This is a genomic window from Rahnella sp. GSA61A (assembly GCF_019969905.1).
Taxonomy (GTDB): Bacteria; Pseudomonadota; Gammaproteobacteria; order Enterobacterales; family Enterobacteriaceae; genus Rahnella; species Rahnella aceris.
This window is the reverse complement of sequence record NZ_JAHXYO010000004.1, coordinates 80,862-96,160: the sequence shown is the minus strand read 5'-3', so window position 1 is coordinate 96,160 and position 15,299 is coordinate 80,862. Positions and strand designations below refer to the sequence as shown.

Here is a 15,299-nt window from a genome sequence, read left to right as displayed (position 1 = left end):
TTATAAAGTACCATTAACATCATGAACACCATTCCACATCCCCCTGTCTTCGACGGTCATAACGACCTGTTACTGCGCCTGTGGCTGCATGATGCAGCAGATCCTGCTGCCCTGTTTCTTGATGGCTCACTGGAAGGACATCTCGATCTCAGGCGTTGTCGCCTCGGTGGCTTCGCGGGTGGCTTATTTGCCATTTTCGTACCACCTGCTTCGTATATGCCACAACTGAAGCCAAATTCTCCGGCTGTGCCTCATGACGCGTTAGCCATCACACAGGCACAGATTTCACTGCTGGAACGTATCGAAACACAGTCATCCGGGCGGGCAAAAATCTGCCGGACGGTTGCCGAAATTGAGCAGTGTATCGCTCACGACGTGCTGGCAATGGTGATGCATATTGAAGGCGCGGAAGCGCTGGGAGATGACTTCTCGCGGCTGGAACTCTGGTATGAAAAAGGGCTGCGCAGCATCGGCCCACTGTGGAATTTACCCAATCAGTTTGGGACCGGCGTGAAAGGCGATTTTCCGGGTTCGCCGGATACCGGTGAGGGCCTGACGCCCGCCGGGCTTGGATTGCTGCGTGAGTGTAACCGGAAAAGGATCTTGTTCGATGTCTCGCACATGAACGAAAGGGCCTTCTGGCAGACGGCAAAATTCAGCGATGCACCGCTGGTTGCCACCCATTCCAATGTGCATGCGCTATGCCCGCAACCGCGCAACCTGACCGATAAACAACTGGCTGCCATTGCGGAAAGCGACGGCTTTGTTGGCGTTAATTTCGGCACAGCGTTTCTGCGGGCGGATGGAAAACGTAACGGTGACACCCCAATCACCGAAATTGTTAAACATCTTGATAACCTTCTTGGTAAACTGGGCGAAGAAAATGTCGGTTTTGGTTCGGATTTCGACGGCATCAATGTGCCGGATGTCCTCGGCGATGTCGCCGGATTGCCGTTACTGATTCAGGCCATGTCTGATGCGGGTTACGGCGACGTATTGATCGAAAAAATCGCCTGCCGTAACTGGCTGAAAGTATTAAAGCAAACGTGGGGTGAATAGTTTTTCATCCGGCATTTTGCGCTAATCCCTGTGGCTTACAGGGCAATATCGGTTTGAGCTCATCGCAACATTTTCTTAGCCAAACCAGCGATATTTGACAATAAGCCGATCACCTGCCGCAATTAAAGCGGCAGTGAACTTAAAACTGTAATCACCAAGAGGACGTAATTATGTGGACTAAACCTTCTTTCGAAGACCTGCGTTTAGGCTTAGAAGTGACGCTGTACATTTCTAACCGCTAAGCCCTTGTGCCCACGGTTAACTGTGGGCATCTTCCTTCCCTTTCCCCCTGGTTCTCACATGCAGATTATCGTACTTGGTTCCGCGGCAGGCGGCGGCTTCCCTCAGTGGAACTGCAATTGCAGCAACTGTCAGGGCGTTCGCAACGGCACCATGAAAACCTCTCCGCGGACCCAGTCGTCAATTGCCGTCAGCGACAATGGCACCGACTGGGTGCTGTGTAACGCCTCGCCGGACATTTGCCACCAGATTGCCGCCACGCCGGAACTGATAAAACACGACGTTTTACGCGGCACCGCCATCGGCTCCATCATCCTGACCGACAGCCAGATTGATCACTGCACCGGCCTGCTGAATTTACGCGAAGGCTGTCCGCATCAGGTGTGGTGCACGCCGGAAGTGCATGAAGATCTCACCACCGGCTTCCCGATTTTCACCATGCTTTCGCACTGGAATGGCGGCCTGCAACACCACGCTATCGGGCCGGAGAAGCGCTTCTCCGTGGCGGTGTGCCCGAATCTGAAATTCACGGCCATTCCGCTGCTGAGTAACGCGCCGCCTTATTCGAAATACCGCGGCAAACCGCTCCCCGGCCATAATATCGCGCTGTTTATTGAAGACACGAAAACCGGCACCTCGCTGCTGTACGCACCGGGTCTGGGCGAGCCAGATGATGAACTGCTGAAGTGGCTGCATAAAGCCGATTGCCTGCTGATTGACGGCACGCTGTGGCAGGACAACGAGCTGGCGACCACCGGCGTCGGCCGCAATACCGGCAAAGACATGGGCCATCTGGCCCTTGCCGAAGAACAAGGGCTGATTGCCCTGCTGTCTTCCCTTCCGGCAGAACGCAAAATTCTCATCCATATTAATAATACCAACCCGATCCTCAATGAAGCCTCTGCCGAGCGGCAGGCACTGACGCAGCAAAACATCGAAGTCAGCTGGGACGGGATGCGCATCGAACTTTAGGTAAAACGATTATGACGACATCTTCAAACCGGACGTCACCGATGACGCCGGAAGCTTTTGAACAGGCGCTGCGGGCCAAAGGCGCGTTTTATCACATCCATCATCCGTACCATATTGCGATGCACAATGGTCAGGCGACGCGCGAGCAAATTCAGGGCTGGGTAGCGAACCGGTTCTATTATCAGACCAGCATTCCGCTGAAAGACGCGGCCATTATGGCCAATTGCCCGGATGCGCAAACCCGACGCAAATGGGTGCAGCGTATTCTCGATCACGACGGATACGGCGGCAGTGAAGGCGGTATCGAAGCCTGGCTGCGACTGGGGGAAGCGGTCGGTCTGGATCGTGATGTGCTGCTTTCAGAAGAAAGGGTGTTACCGGGTGTGCGTTTTGCGGTCGATGCTTACGTTAACTTTGCCCGCCGCGCCGTCTGGCAGGAAGCGGCATGCAGCTCGCTGACTGAACTGTTCGCCCCGCAAATCCATCAGGCGCGTCTCGATACCTGGCCGCAGCATTACAAATGGATTGAGGAAGAAGGTTACGGTTACTTCCGCAGCCGCCTGAGTCAGGCGAATCGCGACGTGGAACACGGCCTGCAACTGGCGCTGGAATACTGCGATACCGTCGAAAAACAGCAGCGCATGCTGGAAATCCTGCAATTCAAACTCGACATTCTGTGGAGCATGCTCGATGCCATGAGCATGGCTTACGAACTGAACCGCCCGCCATACCACAGCGTGACGCAACAGGCGGTCTGGCATAAAGGACGACTTCTGTGATCACCATTACCGAACACTACACGCCGATGTTTCGCCGCGGCTACCGCATGCAGTTTGAGAAAACGCAGGACTGTCACGTGATTTTATACCCGGAAGGGATGGCGAAACTTAACGACAGCGCGACCTTCATTTTGCAACTGGTCGACGGCGAGCGGACGATTGCCAATATCATTGATGAGCTGAATGCCCGCTTCCCGGAAGCCGGTGGCGTGAATGATGACGTCAAAGATTTCTTCGCTCAGGCCCATGCTCAAAAGTGGATTACCTTCCGTGAACCTGCTTAAACCTGCGGTCAAACCACCGTTGTGGCTGCTGGCCGAACTGACCTACCGCTGCCCGTTGCAATGTCCGTATTGCTCGAACCCGCTTGATTTCGCCAAACAGGAAAAAGAGCTGACCACCGCACAGTGGATCAAAGTGTTCGAAGAAGCGCGGGAAATGGGCGCAGTGCAAATCGGTTTCTCCGGCGGCGAGCCATTAGTGCGTAAAGATTTGCCTGAACTTATCCGTGCTGCCCGCGATCTCGGTTTTTACACCAACCTGATCACGTCCGGTATCGGGCTGACCGAGAAGAAAATCGATGCGTTTGCCGAAGCCGGACTGGATCATATCCAGATCAGTTTTCAGGCCAGCGATGAAACGCTGAACGCCGCACTGGCGGGTAACGCCAAAGCCTTCCGGCAAAAACTGGAGATGGCAAAAGCGGTGAAAGCCCACGGTTATCCGATGGTGCTGAACTTCGTGCTGCACCGCCATAACATCGACCAGATCGACAAGATTATCGACCTGAGTATCGAGCTGGAAGCCGATGACGTTGAGCTGGCGACCTGTCAGTTTTACGGCTGGGCGCAGCTTAACCGCGAAGGACTATTGCCGACCCGCGAGCAGATCGCCCGCGCCGAAAATGTGGTGCATCAGTATCGCGAGAAAATGGCGGGCACCGGTAATCTGGCCAACCTGCTGTTTGTGACGCCCGATTATTACGAAGAACGTCCGAAAGGCTGCATGGGCGGCTGGGGAGCGATATTCCTCAGTGTGACGCCGGAAGGCATGGCGCTGCCGTGCCACAGCGCGCGTCAGTTGCCGGTCGAATTCCCGTCTGTACTGGAAAATACCTTGCAGGAAATCTGGTACGACTCGTTCGGCTTTAACAAATACCGCGGCTTCGACTGGATGCCGGAACCCTGCCGTTCCTGTTCTGAAAAAGAGAAAGACTTCGGCGGCTGCCGCTGTCAGGCGTTTATGCTCACCGGCAACGCCGACAACGCCGATCCGGTGTGCTCCAAATCCGAACATCATGGCAAAATTCTGGCAGCTCGCGAACAGGCCAACTGCACCAACATTCAGATCAATCAGTTGCAGTTCCGCAACCGCGCGAACTCGCAGTTGATTTTTAAAGGCTGAGGGTCTGATGCTGCCAGCCGTACACACCCTGACACTGGCTAACGGATTGCGGGTCAATATTCTTCATGACCCGCAGGCTTCCCGCGCCGCCGCGCTGATTCATCTCAATGCCGGAAGCCATCACGAACCGCAGCACTTTCCCGGGCTGGCGCATCTGTTTGAGCATGTGGTGTTTGCCGGAAGCCGTCAGTTTAAGGGCGATAACCGGCTGATGATGTGGGCGCAGTCCGAAGGGGCGCGACTCAACGCCAGCACGCACGCCACCTCGACGGCGTGGTTTTTCGATATGACACCGGCAAAGTTTGCAGACGGTCTGGCGCGTCTGACGGACATGCTGGCGCAACCTTTGCTGGCAACGGAGGCAGTGCAGCAGGAAGTGGCGGTGATCGACGCCGAATACCGCATGCTGACCGGTCATGCGGATTCCCTTTGTGATGCGGCGCTGAGTCTGGCCTTTGCCGCTCCGGCACAACTGCATGATTTTCACGTCGGTAACCGTACCGCTTTCGGTGAGGATATTTCCGCTCTGCAACAGGCACTGACGGACTATCATCAGCAATTCTTCACCGCAGGGCAGCTCACGTTGTGGTTACAGGGGCCGCAATCTGTCGTTGAACTGACCACGCTGGCAGAGCGTTACGGCAATGCCTTTGTTGCCTGCAACGGTTCTCAGCCAGCGCCTGCTCAGCCTCTGGTATTGCGCGACGAACGCCATCTGCAATTGAGTCTTGACGGGTCACCACGACTGCGTTTTTCGTTCCCGGTCACGCCCTCGCCCGCGCTGACGTTATTGCGTCAGCTCCTGGCGGATGAAGCACCGGGCAGTTTGCTGGATCAACTTCGAACCCAGGCGCTGGCAGACAGCGTGCAGGTTTCGCTGCCGTACGCATCCGACAGTGACGCTATTCTCAGTATTGAATTTCTCGTCTGCGATACCACGCCTGTTTTATGTGCACGTGTGGAAACACTGTTCTGCCACTGGCTGCAACAGATTCATGCTTTACGCACCGGGCATTTGCAACATTACATTGCCCTCGCGCATCGCGATTTCAGCCGCCTGACGCCGTTGGATCAACTGCGCGCCCGCACCCTGGATTTCCCGCCCGCCGCGCATAACGGCTGGCAGATATTGCTCAGCGAGTTAAAGCCGGAAAACATGACGCGGCTGTGGATTGCGCCGGATGTGTCTGGTCAAAACACCCCGGTAAAACGCTTCACCCTGCCGGTCAGTTTTAAAGAATGGCAATCACAATGTGACAACGTCACGAAATCACCTTTTAGGTTTTACCTCCCGTCCGCCGGAATCAAGCTTAAAACAGGGGAAAGCATCCTGACCACCGGTGCCCCGCTGACCTTACTTCAGGCGTGTATCGCCCGCGCCAGCCTGCGCGCCCTTTGCGCGCAATCTGCCCATGCAGGTCATTCTCTGGTGTTTACCTGTGCGCAGGGCAACGGATTATTACAACTTAGCGGCTCTCAGGCATGGGCGACGCGCACGCTCGCCACGGCGCTCGAACTGCTGCGCGCGCCTTCTCCCGCCGCGCTGGCACAAGGCAAACGGCTGTTTGAGCAGGAACAGCATCAGCTGGCATCGGATATCGCGATACGCACCCTGCTGGCAAAACTGCCGGAAGTGGTCAGCAGCTCGTCAGGCGGAGTGCATGAATTCACGACCGCCGGAGACGATGCTGCGGTATTGCTATTCTGTCCGCTGGCGGAAAACACCGCTGAATGCCTGGCCGCCACGCAGATTTTAGCGTCGTTCCTCGAACCCAAATTCTTCCAGCAATTGCGCGTCGAAAAAAATGTCGGATACGTAGTGAGTTGCCGTTTCCATCAGACCGCCCGCCAGTCCGGCATTTTGTTTGCATTACAATCGCCTACGTATAGCGCAGAAACACTGCTGGGGTTTATCCATACGTTTATCGCGCAGATCCCGGCCATCATTGACGGCATTACCCCGGAGACACTGGAAGAAAAGCGCTGCGTGTTGCGGGAATCGCTTAGCGCGCGGCCCGCTGACAGGCTGGAAGCGGCGAGGCAGCAATGGTTAAGGGAGTTTGCCTTTGCGCCCCCCGTGAATGAGATGATCATCGCGGGCGTAACTGGGGAACAACTGGCTGCCTGTCTGGGAACACCGGACAACGCCTTCCCCTGCGAAGGTGAGGGTTGGGGTATTACAAAAAAATCAAGAAGTTGATGTCTGCTTTGGCCATCGTTTCGTCCTTAAAACCCCTCCCGGCCTCCGCAGGGGGAGGAGTAAAAACTCTTCTTCGTCTACACTATCCACGAAGACGACGTTAAGGAAAACCATGCAAAAAACCACCCACACGCTGCAAGACACAGCGTTTAACGCCCTGCTGGATCACTATAAAAAAGCCTCACTGCGCATCAGCGCTATCTGGTTGCTGCTCGCCAATCTTGGTTTTGTGCTTTTTTTATTCGGACGTCATCAGTTCAGGGTATTACTGGATCCGAACGCCGACGTGGCGGTTTCCGGTCCGGTGCTGGATAATTTAGCCCTGATTTTCCTGGTATTTTTTATCATTCTTTTGCCCGTGCTGCGCTTCATACGCTCACGTACGCCCGCGATGATACTGGCGTTTCTGGTCGGTTTATTCTGGGCCGTGGTGTTTCATTTCATGCTGGCCAGTGACACGCAGCAACAACTGGTCTTCCCGCTGTTCTGTATGCTGATTTTTACGGCGCTGATTGCGCTGTACCCGACCATGCCGATCCTTTACAGCTTCACATTACCGCTGTGGTTTTCATTATTTTTTCATCTGGTACTGCTGAAAGAGGATATTCCGATTCTGGAAATCGCTGCGATGATTGTCGTCAGCGCCCTGTTTGAAAGCGCGCGTATTATGCTCAGCCGCTGGTTTGTCCTTTCTGTCAGGCGGGAATGCGACAACCAGTTGCTGGTCAGCAAGCTGGATAATCTGGCGCATTATGATCCGCTGACGGGCGTAGCGAACCGCCGCCAGCTTGATAATCAGCTTGAACAACTGATTGCGCAAACGGAACGTCAGGGCGGCACCTTTTCCCTGATCATGATTGACGTGGATTATTTCAAAAAATACAACGACCATTACGGCCATCAGGCCGGAGATACTTGTCTGGTGGGCATCGCGGAGTGTTTTAAACAGGTCGTAAGACAACCGGCCGATCTGGTGGCCCGTTATGGCGGTGAGGAGTTTGTGATCCTGCTGCACAGCGCCACCGCCGACGATGCGGAGGTCGTCGCGGAACGCATCAGGCAAAGCGTAACGCAGGCGACTATCCCGCACGCCTTATCACAGGTGGCAGACACGGTGACGGTCAGCCAGGGCATTATGCAATGGTCGCCGGGCATGACTTCGCTGGAATTACTCAAACGTGCCGACGGTGCGCTGTATGACGCCAAACATGCGGGCAGAAACGGCTATTGCGTGGGGTAATGAAACAGGGCGTGGCTTCAAACGGAAGTTGCGCCCTCTGCATTTTACAAGGTCGCGCGATGCACCTGATTCCGTCCGTAAACCAGCGAATCGCCACTGATATCAGCAATGGATTTCGCCCCGGTCAATGTCATCGCTACCCGCATTTCTTTTTCGATCAGGTTCAGCAGATTAATGACCCCGGCCTCGCCCGCCGCCGCCAGCGCATACACAAACGCCCTGCCCAGCAGCACGCTGTCTGCACCGAGCGCAATCATGCGGACCACGTCCAGACCGGTGCGAATGCCGGAATCGGCGAGAATGGTGATGTCACCTTTCACCGCGTCTGCAATAGCCGGCAGTGCGTGGGCGGTGGACAACACACCGTCAAGCTGACGGCCGCCGTGGTTGGAGACCACAATGCCATCAGCACCAAATTTCACCGCGTCTTTTGCATCTTCCGGATCCAGAATCCCTTTGATAATCATCGGGCCTTTCCAGAACTCACGGATCCATTCCAGATCTTTCCATGAAATCGACGGGTCGAAGTTTGCGCCCAGCCAGCCGATATAATCCTCCAGCGTGGTGGGTTTGCCGCGATAAGCGGAAACATTACCCAGATCATGCGGTTTGCCATTCAGCCCCACATCCCAGGCCCATTGCGGATGCATGACCGCCTGCAACATGCGGCGTGCAGCGGCGTTTGGACCGCTCATGCCGGAATGCGCATCGCGATAACGTGCGCCGGGCGTCGGCATATCCACGGTAAACACCAGTGTTTTAACCCCCGCCGCCTGCGCGCGTTCCAGCGCATTGCGCATGAAACCCCGGTCTTTCAACACATAAAGCTGGAACCACATCGGCCGGTCGATGGCCGGTGCAACCTCTTCAATCGGACAGACAGAGACGGTGGAAAGCGTGAAAGGAATGCCTTTTTTCGCCGCCGCGCGTGCAGCCTGCACTTCGCCGCGTCGCGCGTACATACCGGTCAGACCGACCGGTGCCAGCACGACGGGCATCGCCAGTTTTTCGCCAAACAGTTGTGTCTCAAGACTGAGATCGGACATGTTTTTGAGGATGCGCTGACGCAAGGCGATGTCGGCCAGATCGGCGGTATTACGTCTGAGTGTATGCTCGTTGTAAGCGCCGCCGTCGATGTAATGAAACAGGAATGGCGGCAGTTTACTTTTTGCCGCGGCGCGGTAGTCCGTTGATGCAGAAATGATCATGATGTTTTCTCGTTATCTTGCGCTCTTTTGATTGGCGCTGTAGGGGTGTCAAAAGTGTAGCTGATAAACACAACCTGAGAGAAAACAATGGCAACGAAAAACCATATTTTTACGCGGCAGAGCATGGGAGTAGAAAGAAGGAGAAATCTTGAAAATGCGCGGCAGGTTTAATCTCGCCGCGTTGATAATGTCCGCGGATTCATCATTTATCGGGTTTGTTCAGATGCCAGTGTAAAAGCCTGACGATCACCTGATACAAAATAACTGTGATAACAGGACAAATAATAAATAGCGTCAATCCGATAAAGCCTTCAACGTCTGGTTCTCCAAATAACGCGGCTGTGTCATTCCAGAAGATATATTGTTCTTTAGTCACCGGGGATGAAGGCCGCAGAATAAGAAAAACCAGAACGTAAATGCCCACTGCAATTAATATTCTAAATCCCGTTGTCACACGACGCCTGCCCATTCAGGATCACCTCTATCATTCCATAACTCATTAAACCATTGGGTAATTCTGTCTGCCGGGTAGACATCAAGGCCTGACGAATAGCCATAAAATCACTGCGATGCTGAAGGGTGATACATCCATAGGATATCCCCAGCGGGCCGGGAGGATGCAAGCGAAAATTGCCTCGTTCCACTCCTTCTATCCATGTTTTGTCATCTATGGACCCATCGTCCCGATAAAGAGCAAACCACTCCGCCTTAATCACCGGGGTAGGCGTAAACCACGAATAGGAATCACGGATATCGGCCCTGACAACACCTTTCACCCCACCCGTTACTCGTTTCACAATATGATAGCGACCATAGGGAATCGGCCCCAGATTTGGAATTCCAATACAACTTGCCCTGTTGCGATACGCATCTTTGCCAGAGTAAGCCATGTAAGTACCGACCCCATACATCATCAGAGGGCAGTAATCCGCATCATTAATAACAAACTTTCCTTGTAAAGCCATGAAACCGCCTTTTGAAAATTTAGCTTAAGGGAAGACACTACAGGAGTCGCACCGCAAAAAACAGACGTCAGGACTGCCTGAATTGATAATAAAATTCTGAAAATTCAGTCCATTACGACATCCGCTAATTGCGCTGATAGCAGTATGGGCATAACGTGAAGTCTCATTTTATTAAAGGGAATTACAGCAATGCCAATACCCGCTTATATGTGGCTTTATGATGATGGCGGTTCCGCTATCAAAGGTTCAGTGGATGTTGCAGGGCGTGAGGGAAGTATTGAGATCATCGGTTTCAGCCACGGTCTGAATATTCCCGTCGATAGTCGCAGTGGCAGCATTACCGGGACACGCTCTCATTCACCGATGATGTTTGAAAAGGAATTCGATTCGTCGAGTCCTTATTTATATAAAGCGGTTTCAAAAGGCCAAACACTAAAGTCCGCTGAGATCCGCTGGTACCGTATTAACGATGCCGGACGCGAAGAGGTTTATTTTATTATGACGATTGAGGGCGTGAAGATTACTGGCGTAAATCCCGGGATGCCGAACGTTAAAATGTCAGGTAATTCGCAGATTAATCACACGGAATCCGTGTCAATGATGTACAACAAAATCACCTGGCACTATGTTGACGGCAATATTAAATATACCGATGAATGGAATGACCGTTCATGATAAAAATGGGGTTAACACCCCATTTCACCGCACAATACACATCGGCCTGCCCGACGCCGGTTCAGGGTAGATTTGCACATCGATATCAAAAACCTGCGCCAGCAATTCGGGTGTCATCACCTCTTCCGGCGTGCCCTGCGCGATAATTTTGCCCGCCGCCATCATCACCAGATAATCACAATAGCGGCTGGCCTGATTCAAATCGTGCAGCACCGCCACCCGCGTTTTCCCCTGCTGATTCTGACTGCGCAGCAGGTTCATCAGCTCAACCTGATGGCTGATATCAAGATAGGTGGTCGGCTCGTCGAGCAGCATCAGCGGTGTCAGCAAACGTGCTCTATTTCCCCTTAAACCAGACCCTAAAAGGAAATTTATACGTTTCGGGGTGGCAATCGGCTATAACTTTCTGAGAAAGAGATATATATTTTCACCCTGCAGATGACGCCATTAATGATATTAATGGCGGTTCCTGTGCCAGCGCGCTTATTTTTCGACAATCTCTTTTACGTCACCCTGATGAACCTGGTGAACACTGCCATCAGTATCTTTATAAGAGATCAGACCGGTATCTTTGTCTTTCACCGGCTTGCCATGTGTTGTAATCATATGCCCGTCATTGGTTGAAATGACATAGTCACTGGAACAGGCACTGACAGCAAACATGATGCCCATAACAGCCACTACGCTTAATACTTTTTTCATCATAACTCCTGTTGAATTTTAACGCTAAATATCCGAAAAACACGCTATCAGGCTAATAAATATATCATTATTTTCTAACCACCCGCTTTCACATAAACGTATTCTGGTGGCTCATGTTATGGGTTCATACTGTCCTTAAATTCAACGCTTTGACAACGGGATGCTGAAAAATAAGGATGATGTTAATATTTTAACATCCGGATAAAGAATTTTTTATGCGTACATTACGCTGAATCCATGCACATATTTTCTAATTTTAAATTGTTGGCGTTCGTACCGGAACGCGATAATATTCATTATCGGGCGTCCGCAGAGGTATATGCACAGCAATATCATCATGCCCGGTAAAAGAGAGAATCAATAACCGGAATAGCTCTAATGCAAAATGAGATGAGAATAACTATGCTCAGGAAACCAATATTACTCACGCTGATATTTCTGATATCAGCATGTGCGGGTGAAAAGAATTTTTCAGTGGATTATATTAATAATCATCCCTGGGACATTGCTTATTGTTTACGTCAGAACCTGAATCAAAAAGGCTATCAAACCGGAACACCCGAAAATGATGCAGCCAATATAATGAAAGAAATGACCGTAAGTAAAAATGGAGAAACAGCGGGTATCTACTGGATTGATAAAGCCACTGTGGGGTCTATTGGCCGCTCAGTAAGTACACATAACGTTCAGGACTGGGCGTATCGGGATATGGATGCCGTGTTGCATCAATGTAAGTCAGAACTGGATCAGTAATCCTTTTTAACTTGATACAGATCATCTAAAACGCGGGTTAGGTTTGATCGAATGATAATCATTATCGTTTAATGCTCGGGAATGATTGATTCTTCAGGAGAAGAAGAACCCTATGAGCTTAGACCTCTCGCGTTTTTATGCCGCTGATCAGGGACTGCCATTTCCCGACCGGCGGGCAGTGATGCCATGGCGGCCTCAGCAGCCCGTCGCCCCGCAGGATGTCCCTGCACAGTGGCAGGCGCTCTGCATGCGCACACTTGCGGCCAATAAGCGCCTGGTCTATCTGCATATCCCTTTTTGTGCCACGCACTGTACATTCTGCGGGTTCTACCAGAACAAGCTGGAAGCGCAAGCCACAGAACAATACTGCGATTATCTGATCCGCGAAATTGAGCAGGAAGCCGGTTCGCCACTGCATCAGTCCGCCCCTGTCCACGCCGTGTACTTTGGTGGCGGCACGCCGACCGCGCTCAGCGCGAAACAACTGCACCGGATTATCACCACGCTGCGCCGCAGTTTACCCCTGGCGCCGGACTGCGAAATCACCGTCGAAGGACGTATTCTTAACTTTGATGATGAACGGATTGATGCCTGTCTGGATGCCGGTGCGAACCGCTTTTCCATCGGTATTCAGACCTTTGACACGCGCATCCGCCAGCGAATGGGGCGCCGCGCGGACCGTGACGAAGCCATCAGTTTCCTGCGTAAACTCGGCGAACGTGACCGGGCTGCCGTGGTCTGCGACCTGATGTTCGGATTGCCGGAGCAGACGCCTGAGAGCTGGCGGGAAGATTTGCAGATTATCCGCGACCTGCCGCTGGATGGCGTTGATCTTTATGCGCTGAACCTGCTGCCTTCCACGCCGCTGGGCAAAGCGGTCGGGAATAAACGCACTACGCTGCCGGATGCCAGCATGCGCCGCGATTTTTATCTCGAAGGCGAGGCGTTTCTGGCGCGTGATGGCTGGCATCAGATCAGCAACAGTCACTGGGCGCGCAACACCCGCGAACGCAATCTCTACAATTTGCTGATCAAAAAAGGCGCGGATTGTCTGGCCTTTGGCAGCGGGGCGGGCGGCAATCTGGAGGGTCAGTCGTATATGACGGCGCGCAGTCTGGAAGCGTATTACCAGCAACTGGACGCCGGGTTGAAACCTATCATGATGATGACAGCGTCAACCACCCGCGAGCACCGCTGGCGACTGGATTTGCAGGGCGGCATCGAAGCGGGCCGTTATGATCTCAGCCGTATTGTTGAAGACCCCTTCCCGCTTGAACCCCTGTTGCAACAATGGCAACAGTGCGGCCTGATGCACAGCGAAGGCCCGCGTTTTAATCTCACGCCTGCCGGGCGGTTCTGGGCCAGCAATATGTTGCAGGCCTTACAAACACTGATCCCTCAACTGACCTTACGGAATGACGCACATGCACACGGATAATCTTCAGTCCCTGATCGACTTTTTAGCCACGCAACCCGACGGCACTGTCGAAGATATCGCCCGGGAATATGCCATCACGCCGCTGGAGGTGATCCGCAATCTGCCGGGAAGTTATCTGTTTGCAGGCACGCATTTTGATGCGGTCTGGGACAACATCACGGCATGGGGCGAGGTCACAACGCTGGTGAATAACGAGGATCTGATCCTCGAATTCCACGGCGAATTGCCGACCGGCACGCATCGTCACGGCTACTTTAATTTGCGCGGTAAACACGGAATGAGCGGCCATATCCGTGCCACACACTGCCAGCATATTGCCCTGGTTGAACGGCCATTTATGGGAATGAGCACAGCAAGTGTCTGGTTTTTAAACGCTTGCGGTTATGCCATGCTCAAGGTTTTCGTCGGGCGCGACAGCCATCGCCAGCATCTTGCCGATCAGCTGAATGCTTTTCGTGCCCTTCCCGCCATGCTGGCTGAGAGAGAGAAACAACCTTGAATACTTTGCTGATTTTTGGCGCAGGCAGCGGTGTCGGCGCAGAACTGGTTAAGCTCACGGCGCAGGATCGCCCGGTAGTGGCACTGATCCGCAACCCTGAACAAGCCGCAGTATTGCGTGAACAGGGCGTGACCGTCATTGAAGGCGATGCACTCAATTCCGCAGATGTATTGCAGGCCTGCCAGATGGCCGGTCCGGACGCGCAAATCGTGTCAACGCTGGGTGGCAAACTTGCCGATTACACTGCCAACCGGCTGATCATTGATACCGCAGAACAAGCCGGCATCCGCCAGATGTTGCTGGTGACGTCTATCGGTTGCGGCGACAGTTGGCCAACGTTATCCGCACGGGCAAAACAGGCGTTCGGCCAGGCGGTTCGTGAGAAATCACTGGCGGAAAGCTGGCTGCAAACCAGCTCGCTCGAAGGATGTATCCTTCGTCCCGGTGGCCTGATGAACGGTGAGGCGACCGGCAAAGCGCACCTGATCCAAACCGAAGCTCACGGCCGCGTGCGCAGGAGTGATGTCGCCCTGCACATCCAGCAACTGCTGGCCTCAGGCGATGGCTGGGGCAAAGTGTTTGCGCTGTGTGATTCGACGCTGGAGGGAGAACGGTTCTGAATTAAATGCCCCGGAAACGGGGTATTTCGCCCCCTGACATGTTATTCAGAAATTTTAACCAATATCAGCAAATCACTTCGCTATTCATTCTAATCCCACGGCGTTATTCTTCTTCTCATCGAAGGCACATGGCCTTCCCCAAACAAACATTGAGAAGGAATGACATCATGAAATCTATCAAAACTTTCGTTGTTGCTGCTGCACTCGCCACGGTTTCTTTCGGTAGCTTCGCCGCTGAAATCGGCACTGTATCTGCTTCTGGCAATACATTAGAGGGCCTGGAATCCACCTTCGCAGCCAAAGCCGCTGCCGCCGGTGCAACCTCTTATAAAATCATCGAAGCCGGTGGTCAGAACCGTCTCCACGGCACTGCCGTGTTGTACAAATGATTTGCTGAAGTCCTGAGATAAAAACAAAAGCCGCTCCTTTTACAGAGCGGCTTTGTCATTGGGGTAAAAAACATAATGAGTGGGATATCACTCATTATTGCTTTAAAAAACCTTTAACGAGTTATTTAGGTAACATTAAATGGACTCTCATTGGAT

18 protein-coding genes and 1 pseudogene are annotated in these 15,299 nt (G+C 53.0%); 14 read left to right on the top strand and 5 right to left on the bottom strand.

Annotation, left to right across the window (positions count from 1 at the left end):
* Nucleotides 1–21: 21 nt before the first annotated feature.
* From LC431_RS06915 to LC431_RS06880, 8 genes are all read left to right on the top strand, one after another.
* Nucleotides 22–1,059, top strand: a complete 1,038-nt coding sequence (locus LC431_RS06915) for a dipeptidase (RefSeq protein ID WP_014416661.1) — start codon at nucleotides 22–24, stop codon at nucleotides 1,057–1,059.
* A 170-nt stretch (nucleotides 1,060–1,229) separates the two neighbouring features.
* Complete coding sequence (gene pqqA / locus LC431_RS06910; protein WP_013578120.1) at nucleotides 1,230–1,301, top strand: pyrroloquinoline quinone precursor peptide PqqA; 72 nt, start codon at nucleotides 1,230–1,232, stop codon at nucleotides 1,299–1,301.
* Nucleotides 1,302–1,359: 58 nt separating this feature from the next.
* Nucleotides 1,360–2,271, top strand: a complete 912-nt coding sequence (gene pqqB / locus LC431_RS06905; RefSeq protein ID WP_013578119.1) for a pyrroloquinoline quinone biosynthesis protein PqqB — start codon at nucleotides 1,360–1,362, stop codon at nucleotides 2,269–2,271.
* Between the two features lie 11 nt (nucleotides 2,272–2,282).
* A complete protein-coding gene (gene pqqC / locus LC431_RS06900; protein ID WP_037032804.1) occupies nucleotides 2,283–3,050 on the top strand; it encodes a pyrroloquinoline-quinone synthase PqqC in 768 nt (255 codons plus the stop codon).
* Between the two features lie 26 nt (nucleotides 3,051–3,076).
* A complete protein-coding gene (gene pqqD, locus LC431_RS06895) occupies nucleotides 3,077–3,334 on the top strand; it encodes a pyrroloquinoline quinone biosynthesis peptide chaperone PqqD (protein WP_037033221.1) in 258 nt (85 codons plus the stop codon).
* Nucleotides 3,321–4,454 (top strand): pyrroloquinoline quinone biosynthesis protein PqqE, encoded by a 1,134-nt coding sequence (gene pqqE / locus LC431_RS06890; RefSeq protein ID WP_037032803.1) that lies wholly within the window; start codon nucleotides 3,321–3,323, stop codon nucleotides 4,452–4,454. The genes pqqD and pqqE overlap by 14 nt, the downstream gene beginning before the upstream one ends.
* Nucleotides 4,455–4,461: 7 nt before the next feature.
* Nucleotides 4,462–6,654 carry a pyrroloquinoline quinone biosynthesis protein PqqF gene (gene pqqF, locus LC431_RS06885; RefSeq protein WP_223509538.1) on the top strand — a complete coding sequence of 731 codons (2,193 nt, stop codon included), beginning with the start codon at nucleotides 4,462–4,464 and terminating at the stop codon, nucleotides 6,652–6,654.
* A gap of 112 nt (nucleotides 6,655–6,766) precedes the next feature.
* On the top strand, nucleotides 6,767–7,894 hold the full coding sequence (locus tag LC431_RS06880) for a GGDEF domain-containing protein (RefSeq protein ID WP_153375230.1): 1,128 nt from the start codon (nucleotides 6,767–6,769) through the stop codon (nucleotides 7,892–7,894).
* Between the two features lie 44 nt (nucleotides 7,895–7,938).
* On the opposite strand, the gene lldD is transcribed toward LC431_RS06880, so the two are convergent.
* From lldD to LC431_RS06865, 3 genes are all read right to left on the bottom strand, one after another.
* Nucleotides 7,939–9,102: an FMN-dependent L-lactate dehydrogenase LldD gene (lldD, locus tag LC431_RS06875; RefSeq protein ID WP_013578113.1), complete on the bottom strand. Its 1,164-nt coding sequence runs from the start codon at nucleotides 9,100–9,102 to the stop codon at nucleotides 7,939–7,941.
* Between the two features lie 202 nt (nucleotides 9,103–9,304).
* On the bottom strand, nucleotides 9,305–9,571 hold the full coding sequence (locus LC431_RS06870) for a hypothetical protein (protein WP_121019889.1): 267 nt from the start codon (nucleotides 9,569–9,571) through the stop codon (nucleotides 9,305–9,307).
* Entirely contained in the window at nucleotides 9,540–10,067 is a 528-nt protein-coding gene (locus LC431_RS06865; protein WP_131637451.1) for a DUF2778 domain-containing protein, read from the bottom strand. Before LC431_RS06865 ends, LC431_RS06870 begins: the two co-directional genes overlap by 32 nt.
* A gap of 189 nt (nucleotides 10,068–10,256) precedes the next feature.
* On the opposite strand from LC431_RS06865, the gene LC431_RS06860 reads away from it, so the two are divergent.
* Entirely contained in the window at nucleotides 10,257–10,742 is a 486-nt protein-coding gene (locus tag LC431_RS06860; protein WP_131637449.1) for an Hcp family type VI secretion system effector, read from the top strand.
* A 24-nt stretch (nucleotides 10,743–10,766) separates the two neighbouring features.
* Here LC431_RS06860 and LC431_RS06855 read toward each other — a convergent pair.
* Nucleotides 10,767–11,066 (bottom strand): annotated as a pseudogene (locus LC431_RS06855) (iron dicitrate ABC transporter ATP-binding protein); the annotation flags it as partial.
* A 159-nt stretch (nucleotides 11,067–11,225) separates the two neighbouring features.
* A complete protein-coding gene (locus tag LC431_RS06850; RefSeq protein WP_013578112.1) occupies nucleotides 11,226–11,444 on the bottom strand; it encodes a YgdI/YgdR family lipoprotein in 219 nt (72 codons plus the stop codon).
* A 378-nt stretch (nucleotides 11,445–11,822) separates the two neighbouring features.
* Here LC431_RS06850 and LC431_RS06845 point away from each other — a divergent pair, with 378 nt between their 5' ends.
* From LC431_RS06845 to LC431_RS06825, 5 genes are all read left to right on the top strand, one after another.
* Nucleotides 11,823–12,197, top strand: a complete 375-nt coding sequence (locus LC431_RS06845; protein ID WP_131637445.1) for a hypothetical protein — start codon at nucleotides 11,823–11,825, stop codon at nucleotides 12,195–12,197.
* Nucleotides 12,198–12,309: 112 nt separating this feature from the next.
* Nucleotides 12,310–13,635 carry a heme anaerobic degradation radical SAM methyltransferase ChuW/HutW gene (gene hutW / locus LC431_RS06840; RefSeq protein ID WP_223509536.1) on the top strand — a complete coding sequence of 442 codons (1,326 nt, stop codon included), beginning with the start codon at nucleotides 12,310–12,312 and terminating at the stop codon, nucleotides 13,633–13,635.
* Nucleotides 13,622–14,134, top strand: a complete 513-nt coding sequence (gene hutX / locus LC431_RS06835) for a heme utilization cystosolic carrier protein HutX (protein ID WP_370633755.1) — start codon at nucleotides 13,622–13,624, stop codon at nucleotides 14,132–14,134. Before hutW ends, hutX begins: the two co-directional genes overlap by 14 nt.
* Nucleotides 14,131–14,754 carry an NAD(P)H-binding protein gene (locus LC431_RS06830; RefSeq protein WP_014416649.1) on the top strand — a complete coding sequence of 208 codons (624 nt, stop codon included), beginning with the start codon at nucleotides 14,131–14,133 and terminating at the stop codon, nucleotides 14,752–14,754. Before hutX ends, LC431_RS06830 begins: the two co-directional genes overlap by 4 nt.
* A gap of 167 nt (nucleotides 14,755–14,921) precedes the next feature.
* On the top strand, nucleotides 14,922–15,143 hold the full coding sequence (locus LC431_RS06825) for a YdgH/BhsA/McbA-like domain containing protein (RefSeq protein WP_014416648.1): 222 nt from the start codon (nucleotides 14,922–14,924) through the stop codon (nucleotides 15,141–15,143).
* Nucleotides 15,144–15,299 lie beyond the last annotated feature (156 nt).

Bases quoted from the DNA above. Each gene is read 5' to 3' on its own strand.
- LC431_RS06915 (WP_014416661.1), top strand. From the start codon at position 22: ATGAACACCATTCCACATCCCCCTGTCTTCGACGGTCATAACGACCTG.
- lldD (WP_013578113.1), bottom strand. From the start codon at position 9,102: ATGATCATTTCTGCATCAACGGACTACCGCGCCGCGGCAAAAAGTAAA.
- LC431_RS06850 (WP_013578112.1), bottom strand. From the start codon at position 11,444: ATGAAAAAAGTATTAAGCGTAGTGGCTGTTATGGGCATCATGTTTGCT.
- LC431_RS06880 (WP_153375230.1), top strand. From the start codon at position 6,767: ATGCAAAAAACCACCCACACGCTGCAAGACACAGCGTTTAACGCCCTG.
- LC431_RS06860 (WP_131637449.1), top strand. From the start codon at position 10,257: ATGCCAATACCCGCTTATATGTGGCTTTATGATGATGGCGGTTCCGCT.
- pqqF (WP_223509538.1), top strand. From the start codon at position 4,462: ATGCTGCCAGCCGTACACACCCTGACACTGGCTAACGGATTGCGGGTC.
- pqqC (WP_037032804.1), top strand. From the start codon at position 2,283: ATGACGACATCTTCAAACCGGACGTCACCGATGACGCCGGAAGCTTTT.
- LC431_RS06825 (WP_014416648.1), top strand. From the start codon at position 14,922: ATGAAATCTATCAAAACTTTCGTTGTTGCTGCTGCACTCGCCACGGTT.
- pqqD (WP_037033221.1), top strand. From the start codon at position 3,077: ATGTTTCGCCGCGGCTACCGCATGCAGTTTGAGAAAACGCAGGACTGT.
- pqqB (WP_013578119.1), top strand. From the start codon at position 1,360: ATGCAGATTATCGTACTTGGTTCCGCGGCAGGCGGCGGCTTCCCTCAG.
- hutX (WP_370633755.1), top strand. From the start codon at position 13,622: ATGCACACGGATAATCTTCAGTCCCTGATCGACTTTTTAGCCACGCAA.
- hutW (WP_223509536.1), top strand. From the start codon at position 12,310: ATGAGCTTAGACCTCTCGCGTTTTTATGCCGCTGATCAGGGACTGCCA.
- LC431_RS06845 (WP_131637445.1), top strand. From the start codon at position 11,823: ATGCAAAATGAGATGAGAATAACTATGCTCAGGAAACCAATATTACTC.
- LC431_RS06870 (WP_121019889.1), bottom strand. From the start codon at position 9,571: ATGGGCAGGCGTCGTGTGACAACGGGATTTAGAATATTAATTGCAGTG.
- LC431_RS06865 (WP_131637451.1), bottom strand. From the start codon at position 10,067: ATGGCTTTACAAGGAAAGTTTGTTATTAATGATGCGGATTACTGCCCT.